Below are 590 nucleotides of genomic sequence, written 5' to 3'. Positions count from 1 at the left end.
GCTCGCCAGAACAGACCATCGAATTGTTCTTGGATGCGGCTATCTAACGTCAAGATCACCTTGCGGGCGTGCTTAGTGACACGTCCCCCGATTTTTAACAAACGGTCTCGAAAGGTGTTGATTGTCCACGATTGTTGCTGATCGTCCAATGCAATACTCTTCATCAACCGCATCAAGTTTGATGCAATTACTGAGATCCACATGCGCGCTTTGTTGGCGAAAAATGAACTGCTATCAGTTTTGCCGAAGGCAAATCCACCTTTAAGCTCGCGAATAATATCTTCAATCGCCGCACGCTTGCGGTAAACACGGACGATGTCTTTTTGTGGAAGACTTAGGTTAGTGACGATGAACTGTGTACCGCCATGTTCATCATTTAAAACGATAACACGACGTGCTTTGTCCCATGAGGCGGCTTGATACTCAAATTCATCGGTCGTCAACTGACCTTCAATCGTCAAAAGATTGTCGAGATTAACATATCGTCCATCAAGTGCCATACGCTTCAATCGGGGATTTGACTTCAATCGGATGGTATAAAAAATATTGTTGCCTTCTAACGTTTCCATCAAGTCTGGCGTGGCGAAGCC

Annotated in this window: 1 protein-coding gene; it reads right to left on the bottom strand. The window is 45.4% G+C overall.

Annotation, left to right across the window (positions count from 1 at the left end):
- Nucleotides 1-590, bottom strand: a 590-nt coding sequence (locus C6P11_RS10845) for a transposase (protein ID WP_167849577.1), incomplete at both ends; no start/stop codon positions are given.

It is taken from the genome of Weissella confusa (assembly GCF_004766315.1).
GTDB lineage: Bacteria > Bacillota > Bacilli > Lactobacillales > Lactobacillaceae > Weissella > Weissella confusa_A.
Note: the sequence above shows the minus strand (reverse complement) of the source record. Positions and strands in the feature narration are given on the sequence as shown.